Origin of the sequence: uncultured Corynebacterium sp., assembly GCF_937999985.1 — a bacterium.
Taxonomy (GTDB): Bacteria; Actinomycetota; Actinomycetes; order Mycobacteriales; family Mycobacteriaceae; genus Corynebacterium.
The window spans coordinates 1-8,155 of record NZ_CALLDG010000149.1 but is presented as its reverse complement, the minus strand read 5'-3'; the positions used below and the strand labels follow the sequence as shown (position 1 = coordinate 8,155).

Below are 8,155 nucleotides of genomic sequence, written 5' to 3'. Positions count from 1 at the left end.
GTATTGGGGTGGAGCGAACGTCTGTGCCTAATTTAGGCAGTCAGGGACTTGCGGCCCTTGTTGCGGCGTGCGGAAACGATGGCACGGCCGGCGCGGGTACGCATGCGAGTACGGAAACCGTGCACACGTGCACGGCGACGGTTGTTGGGCTGGAAAGTACGCTTGCCCTTGGCCACGGTACTTCACTCCTTAACTTTCGCTAGCAGCGGACGAGCCACGTGCAGCCACAACAGACACCCAGCCCCTACATGGGCTGGGATCAACGCTTAAGCCAGCGGCGCGCCCACAAATTAAAGTGGACAATTGCACCGGCAAAGTCCCGGAGGACTTTAGAGCCGGTGCCGGAGGCACCCGATAGACAGCGTGGTGACCTGCTGTCGTACGTGGGTTGCCATAGACGAGTCAAGGATACGTGCTGTGACGGAAGTTATCCAAATTTTAGAGGACCAGTACGGCAACTAGCGCGAGAAGTACCGCCTCAATGGGCATATAACCGCACCGCAATCACCCATTCTTGCCGCCGAAGTCTGGGTGTGAACAAAAACCCGTAAGGGTGAAAACGGACTTCGTCAAATATTGATTGGCCTTGTGGAAAACTCCTCCACCCCCAAACATTAAACCTTTACTTTACACCTTATATATGCAGGTCACGAGCGTTTTCGTACTTTAATTAGAGTTATCCACAAGAGCACTGTACCTTGGGGATAACATGTGCAGAGAAGTTATCCACAGGTGTGTATAACTGTGTGGAAACGCAGGACAATCGGCGTTTCGCACTGTGCACTGAGCCGTGAACAACTACAGAACAGCCCGACTAGCTAAACCACCCGTGGTTTAACCCCCGTTAACCTTTCGGCCACCCCCGACCAACCTTGGAGCCCCATGAGCCACTCGAATTTCTCCATCGAGGAACACTTCCCAGACATGTGGGATGCCATCATGCACGATTGGCTTGCCGATAGCTCGTCGGCTAATCCCGATCCGGACCTGCCGGCGATCTCCCCCAAGCAGCGCTCCCTGCTACGCAAAGTCAGGCCAGTGGGGCTCATGGGGCGCATTGTGGTGCTGGAGACCCCGAACAAGTGGACCAAGGAATCGATCGAGAAAGACCTGATCGATCCCATCAAGCACGTCCTCAAGACGCGACTGGATCTCTCCGTTAGCCTCGCCATCACCAGCACTAACGGGGAAACCGAGGATCGCGCCGAAGCAGCCAACGACAGCCACACCGATGCTGATGCTGCCGGCGATACCCACGAAGGGGCGTCACAAAAAGGATCGGTGGCAACCGCAGACGACCTTTCGATGTCGCAGGTAGAGGAGCTGGTCAACAAGGCCGAGCAGAGGGACGGCGCGGCGCAGGCTGGGGTTAGCGGTACGGCCGAAACTGCTGAGGAAGCGGCGCGGCGTCGGGAGCATGACGCCGACGAACTCGCCGGGCAGTACGCTGCGTCGGAGAACCATATCGACCCGAACCCATCTCCGACGCCTACGCGCTGGACGAACAAGGAGACCGCACACCGTCCATCCCCGCGGAATACTCCTTCGCCGCACACCTCTTCGCCGCAGCCGTCCTCGAGTTTCAACGACGGGCTCGACGGCGAATCGCTGCTGAACAAGAACTACACGTTCGAGAACTTCGTGGTCGGCTCCTCGAATAACTTCGCCGCCGCGGCTTGTCGCGCCGTCGCCGAGGCGCCGGCCAAGGCCTATAACCCCCTGTTTATCTGGGGCGAATCGGGCCTGGGCAAAACACACTTGCTGCACGCCATCGGGCACTACGCCAAAGAACTGCAGCCGAATATGCGGGTGAAGTATGTGAGCTCCGAGGAGCTGACGAACGACTTCATTAACTCGATCGCTAACGACACCCGTGAGTCCTTCAAGCGGCGCTACCGCAATCTGGACATGCTGATCGTGGATGATATTCAGTTCCTGCAGAATAAAGAGTCCACACAGGAGGAGTTCTTCCACACGTTCAACGCACTGCACCAGGCGAATAAGCAGATCGTCTTGAGCTCTGACCGGCCTCCCCGGCAGCTGACCACCCTGGAGGATCGCCTGCGGACGCGCTTCGAAGGCGGACTAATTACGGACGTGCAGACTCCGGATCTGGAGACGCGCATTGCGATTCTGACGAAGAAGGCTGAATCCGACAATGTGCAGTTGCCGGAGGACGTGAAGGTGCTGATCGCCAGCCGCTACGAAAAATCCATCCGCGAACTCGACGGAGCTTTGATCCGCGTGACGGCCTACTGCGCGCTGAGCCACGAACCTTTGACGGTGGAGACCGCCGAGATTGCGCTGCGTGATATTTCGCCGGCGGACCAAGACGTGGAAATCGTGCCGCAACACGTCATCGAAGTGGTAGCGAACTACTTCAACCTGACCACAGACGAACTGGTGGGGAAGGGCAGAGCCAAGAAGTTTGTTCAGGCCCGGCAGATCGCCATGTATCTGTGCCGCGAGCTGACGGATCTATCCCTGCCGAAGCTGGGAAGCGCATTCGGCGGCCGCGACCACACCACGGTGATGTACGCGGAGCGGCGCGTGCGGGAATCCCTGTCGGAGAACAAGAAGGTCTTCGATCAGGTGCAGGAACTAACACAAAAGATCAAGTCCCATGCCCGGGATTAGCTTCGTCGCCCGGTAGCAGCACCCCCGGCGGCAGTGGAAGGCGCGAGTTTCCCACAGTTTTCCCCAGATTCGCCGAGTTATCCACAGCGACCCTGGGGATAACTCACGAGGCTCTGACCTTTACTAGAACAGGATTCAACTGAGTTATCCACAATTCCACAGGGTTTTCCACAGATGTAATTTCAAACTTGTAATTCAAGGGGTAGCGGTTTCGGCGGGCTCCGGGTGTGCCACAGAGGATGACAAGTTAGCTGCGTCACAAAAAAGCACCCCGCCCCCTGGGGAAAACCGCGCCTAAACTGGGTAAACAGCAGTGGAGAAGATGTGTACAACTCGCGACCCGCCGAAGTTATCCACAGTCGAGATCTGTTATTCACAGCTTGTCCACCGGATCATCAACACCCGAACCCGCGGTGCGACATGCATCGATTAGGGTTTGTGCACAGGATCCACAACACCTACTACGACTGCTATCTCTCTAAATAAAAGGGAATAAACAGAAATAGAGCTTGTGGGTTAATCTTGATCAGACGAACCTCGAGGCCCGCTAGACCCCGAGAACCCCAGAACCTCGAAAACCACAAGAGCAACGAGAGCACGGAAGTTAGATTGAGCATGGATAGCCAAACAGTGAGTTTCATTGTTCCCAAGGATGACTTCGCATCCGCCCTCGGATGGGTAGCCCGCTCCCTGCCTAGCAAGCCGACCCAGCCCATCCTGCGCGGCGTGATGATTGTCGCCGACGACGAAGGGTTGGAGCTTTCCGGATTCGACCGCGAGGTCTCCACTCGCGTGCGCATCAATGCCGAGGTCAACGAGCCCGGCAAGATTCTCGTAGCCGGCAAGCTGGCTTCCGATATCGTCGGCTCCCTGCCCAATAAGCCGATCAACATCGAGTTCGACGGCACTACCGTGACTCTCAAGACTGGCAAGTCTAAGTTCGAACTGCCTGCAATGACCATCGAGGATTACCCGGTTCTGCCGGAACTGCCCGAAGTCACCGGCACTATAGACCCGAACCTCTTTGCGGAATCCATCTCCCAGGTCGCCGTGGCGGCTGGCCGCGACGACACCCTGCCGATGCTCACCGGCGTGCACGTCGAAATCGACGGCGAGAATGTCATTATGGTCGCCACCGACCGCTTCCGCCTGGCCGTCCGCAGCTTCCAGTGGAACCCGGCGCAGGCCGACGCCCAGGCGAAGTTGCTGATCCCGGCCCGCACTCTGGCGGATACCGCGCGTTCCATGGATCCGAATAACACCGATCCCATCGAAATCGCCGTTGGCAGCGGCGAGGACATCGGCGCCGATGGCCTGCTGGGTATCTCCACGGAGTCGCGGCACACCACCACGCGCCTGCTCGACGCGGAGTTCCCGAAGTTCCGCCCGCTGCTGCCAAAGACGCACACCGCACTCGCAAGCGTGGAGATCGCCCCGCTGCAGGAGGCCATCAAGCGCGTCTCCATCGTCGCCGAGCGGAACTCCCAGATCCGGATGGACTTCAAGGACAACACCGTCACCCTTTCCGCAGGTGGCAGCGATGTCGGTTCTGCTACGGAAACCCTCGACTGCGCTTTCGCCGGCGAGCCGCTGGTCATCGCGTTTAACCCCAGCTACCTGAAGGAAGGCCTGGCGGCCATCCACACTCCGCGCGTGGTCTTCGGCTTCACGATGGCCTCCCGCCCCGCGATCCTGCTGCCGGACCCGGGCGAGCTGCCCGAGGCAGACGCAGAGGGCAACTTCGCAACCCCGGAGACGGACTTCACCTACCTGCTGATGCCGGTACGCCTGCCGGGTTAGGCCAGGCTAGGCCGAGGTTAATTCTCGAGGTTGATTTTCTAGCTAACCGTGTACGTCTCCAATCTTCGTCTGAGCAATTACAGGTCGTGGAAGGAACTCGACCTGCAGCTCAGCCCTGGCATCACTATCTTTTCCGGCCCTAACGGCCACGGGAAAACTAATATCGTCGAGGCACTCGGTTACCTAGCCCACCTAAGCTCGCACCGCGTCAACACCGATGCCGCCCTGGTGCGGCGTGGGGAGGACATCGCCAATATCTCCGCCACCGCCGTGAACAATGGCCGCGAGCTCACCGCTCACCTGGCCATCCGCGCCCGCGGCTCGAATCGCGCGCACATTAATCGCGCTGCCATGAATTCCCAGCGGGATCTGCTGGGGGTTGTGCGAACCACGCTGTTTTCCCCGGAGGATCTGGCGCTGATCCGCGGTGAGCCCGAGCAGCGCCGTCATTTCCTAGACACAATCATGATTGCCAGATACCCGCGCCTAGCTGCGGTGAAGGCGGACTACGACAAGGCGCTGCGCCAGCGGAACGCCCTACTGCGGCAATCGGCATTCGCTCTGCGGCTCGTTGTCGGCGCGCCGAAGGGAGCCATCCACAACCTTTCGGAGGACATCAAGGCCGATGCGGAATCCGCCCTGGCCACTCTCGATGTGTGGGATAGCCAGCTGGCCGCGCTGGGTGGACAGATCATGTCGGCGCGGGTGCAGATCGTCCACGACCTCGCCCCGCACCTGCAGCAGACCTACCAATCGTTGGCCCCGCAGTCGCGCCCCGCGCACATGTCTTACACGTCTACCATCGATGCGGAGCTCGCTGAACTGGGCATTCGCCTGGGCGTGAGCGAACCGGATCAGCCCACGGCACTGCTGAGCCCCGAGATCGCCGAGGCCACTCTGCTGCAGGCCTTCGCCACGAAGCGCCCCCAGGAGGTCGAGCGTGGCACCACGCTGCTTGGCCCCCACCGCGACGACGTGAGCTTGATTCTCGGCCACCAGCCCGCCAAGGGCTACGCCTCCCACGGCGAATCTTGGTCTTTTGCCCTCTCGCTGCGGCTCGCCGCGTTTTTTATGCAGCGCGGGGACGGGGTCGAGCCCGTCGTGATCCTCGACGATGTTTTCGCGGAGCTCGATTCTTCTCGACGCCACCACCTCGTCGACCTCATCTCCAGCGCCGAGCAGGTCCTCATCACGGCCGCGGTGGATGAGGACATTCCAGAAGCCCTGCGGGATGTGGCGAAGATCTACACTATTGATGAACTCAAGACTCCCGCGGCTAATGCCCCGGAAGAAGCCGCTGCTGATGCAGCAGCAAGCGCAGCGGAACGCAGTGTGAAGGATGGCGAGGCCAATGGCGACTGATCCGGTAGCCCAAGCCCTCGCCGCCATGAAGAAAGCCGGTGGTTCCCCGCAGGCCGAGTTGCCACTGGTGGCGTCACCAAAAAAGAACAAGAAGACAACGTTCCGCAAGGCGACCAGGTATAAAACCCGCATGGATGGCCGGCTCGATCGTAGTTACCGCGACCCGAAGCGTTTCGGTGCGCTCATTGGGCGCGAGATCAAGCGGCAGGGTTGGCAGCAGCGGGTGAGCGTTGCACGGATCATGAACGCCTGGCCGGAGCTGGTGGGTGACAAGATCGCTGAACACACCCGCCCGGTGCGCTACGAGGAGGAAGCGCAGATCCTGGTGATCGAGTGCGATTCCACCCCGTGGACCACTCAGCTGCGCTACATGCAGACCGTGATCCTGCAGGCCATCGCCAAGCGTGCGGGCGAGGACGTAGTGGCACAGCTGCGGATCGAAGGGCCCAACATCCGCCGGCCGAAATACGGCAAGCTGCGCGTGCAAGGACGCGGGCCGCGAGACGACTTCGGATGATCTAAACACGGCTCAAATAACTCAAACGGCCTGTCCAATGGCACCTTTAGGCCCACGACGCGCTAGAATGGGGTGGTTATTTACGCGCGAGAAAAGGAGTTTGACCCACCGTGGCTGAACCACAGAAGCAGAGCGACTACGGCGCGAGTTCAATTACGATCCTCGAGGGCCTGGAGGCCGTTCGCAAGCGCCCCGGTATGTACATTGGTTCCACCGGCGAGCGCGGCCTGCACCACCTGGTGTGGGAAGTTGTGGACAACTCGGTTGACGAGGCCATGGCGGGTTACGCCAAGGAAGTCAGCGTAACGCTGCTGGCCGACGGTGGCGTGGAGGTCATCGACGACGGCCGTGGTATCCCGGTGGAGGATCACCCGACCGGCCCGCCGACCGTGCAGGTTGTTATGACGCAGCTGCACGCGGGCGGCAAGTTCGACTCGGACTCCTATGCCGTATCCGGCGGTCTGCACGGTGTGGGTATCTCGGTGGTCAACGCCCTGTCTACCCGCATGGAGACTGAGATTAAGCGCGACGGGTACCTGTGGCGTCAAAACTTCAACCAGGCTGTGCCCGAGGAGCTGCAGCAGGTGAAGAAGGCCCGCGGTAGCGGAACGAAGCAGCGCTTCTGGCCGGACCCAGAGATCTTCGAGACCGTCGAGTTCAACTTCGACACCGTGGCGAAGCGCCTGCAGGAGATGGCCTTCCTGAACAAGGGGCTAACCATCAAGCTCGTCGACGAGCGCGAGCACCTCGAGGATGACGAGGAGCTGGAGACCGCAGCCGAGGATGCGGCGGCACCGAAGTCCGCCGAGGAAAAGGCGGCAGAGGCGGAGCAGAAGAAGGGCCCGCGCACCCGCGTCTTCCACTACCCGGAGGGCCTGAAGGACTATGTTGCCTACATCAACCGCAAGCGCACCGCGATCCACCCGACCATCATCTCCTTCGACGTGGCCGAGGATGATCACGAGGTAGAGGTAGCACTGCAGTGGAACAGCGGCTTTAGCCAGTCCGTCCACACCTTTGCCAACACCATCAACACCATCGAGGGTGGTACGCACGAGGAAGGCTTCCGCGCGGCGCTGACCTCTCTGATGAACCGCTACGCCCGCGATCACAAGCTACTGAAGGCCAAGGACCCGAAACTCAGCGGTGACGACGTGCGCGAAGGCCTCGCGGCGGTTATCTCCGTGCGTGTCGGCGACCCGCAGTTCGAGGGCCAGACGAAGACCAAGCTCGGCAACACCGAGATTAAGGGCTTCGTGCAAAGGGCCGTGAACGAGCACCTCGCGGATTGGCTGGATGCTAACCCGGCGGAGGCGAAGGCCATCGTGGACAAGGCGGTTGCTTCCGCCCACGCTCGCGACGCAGCCCGCAAGGCCCGCGACATGGTGCGCCGCAAGTCCGCCTCCGACATCGGCGGCCTGCCGGGCAAGCTGGCCGATTGCCGTTCCCGCGATCCGAAGCTCAGCGAGCTGTACATCGTGGAGGGTGATTCCGCAGGTGGCTCCGCGAAGTCCGGTCGCGATTCCATGTACCAGGCCATCCTGCCGCTGCGCGGCAAGATCCTGAACGTGGAGAAGGCTCGTATGGATAAGGTGCTGAAGAACAACGAGGTCCAGGCCATCATCACGGCCTTGGGCACCGGCATCCACGACGAGTTCGACATCAAGAAGCTGCGTTACCACAAGATTGTGCTGATGGCCGACGCCGATGTGGATGGCCAGCACATCGCCACGCTGCTGCTTACCCTGCTGTTCCGCTTCATGCGTCCACTGGTGGAGGAGGGCTACGTGTACCTGGCCCAGCCGCCGCTGTACAAGCTGAAGTGGGCCAAGGGCGAGC

At 60.6% G+C, this 8,155-nt stretch carries 6 protein-coding genes; 5 read left to right on the top strand and 1 reads right to left on the bottom strand.

The genetic code is table 11. From position 1 onward, the window contains the following. Positions 1 to 32: 32 nt before the first annotated feature. Entirely contained in the window at positions 33 to 176 is a 144-nt protein-coding gene (gene rpmH, locus Q0331_RS07180) for a 50S ribosomal protein L34 (protein ID WP_005292556.1), read from the bottom strand. Positions 177 to 882: 706 nt separating this feature from the next. On the opposite strand from rpmH, the gene dnaA reads away from it, so the two are divergent. The 5 genes from dnaA to Q0331_RS07155 all read left to right on the top strand — a co-directional run. Continuing rightward, entirely contained in the window at positions 883 to 2,637 is a 1,755-nt protein-coding gene (gene dnaA / locus Q0331_RS07175; protein WP_298075721.1) for a chromosomal replication initiator protein DnaA, read from the top strand. Between the two features lie 615 nt (positions 2,638 to 3,252). Then, positions 3,253 to 4,437, top strand: coding sequence for a DNA polymerase III subunit beta (gene dnaN / locus Q0331_RS07170; RefSeq protein WP_034985185.1), 1,185 nt, complete (start codon positions 3,253 to 3,255; stop codon positions 4,435 to 4,437). Positions 4,438 to 4,485: 48 nt separating this feature from the next. After that, on the top strand, positions 4,486 to 5,799 hold the full coding sequence (recF, locus tag Q0331_RS07165) for a DNA replication/repair protein RecF (RefSeq protein ID WP_298075720.1): 1,314 nt from the start codon (positions 4,486 to 4,488) through the stop codon (positions 5,797 to 5,799). Continuing rightward, the gene (locus tag Q0331_RS07160) at positions 5,789 to 6,316 is read left to right on the top strand and encodes a DUF721 domain-containing protein (protein WP_011272777.1); all 528 of its coding nucleotides are present in this window, start codon (positions 5,789 to 5,791) and stop codon (positions 6,314 to 6,316) included. The genes recF and Q0331_RS07160 overlap by 11 nt, the downstream gene beginning before the upstream one ends. A 110-nt stretch (positions 6,317 to 6,426) precedes the next feature. Further along, a partial coding sequence (locus Q0331_RS07155) for a DNA topoisomerase subunit B (RefSeq protein ID WP_298075719.1) occupies positions 6,427 to 8,155 on the top strand: 1,729 nt, incomplete at its 3' end.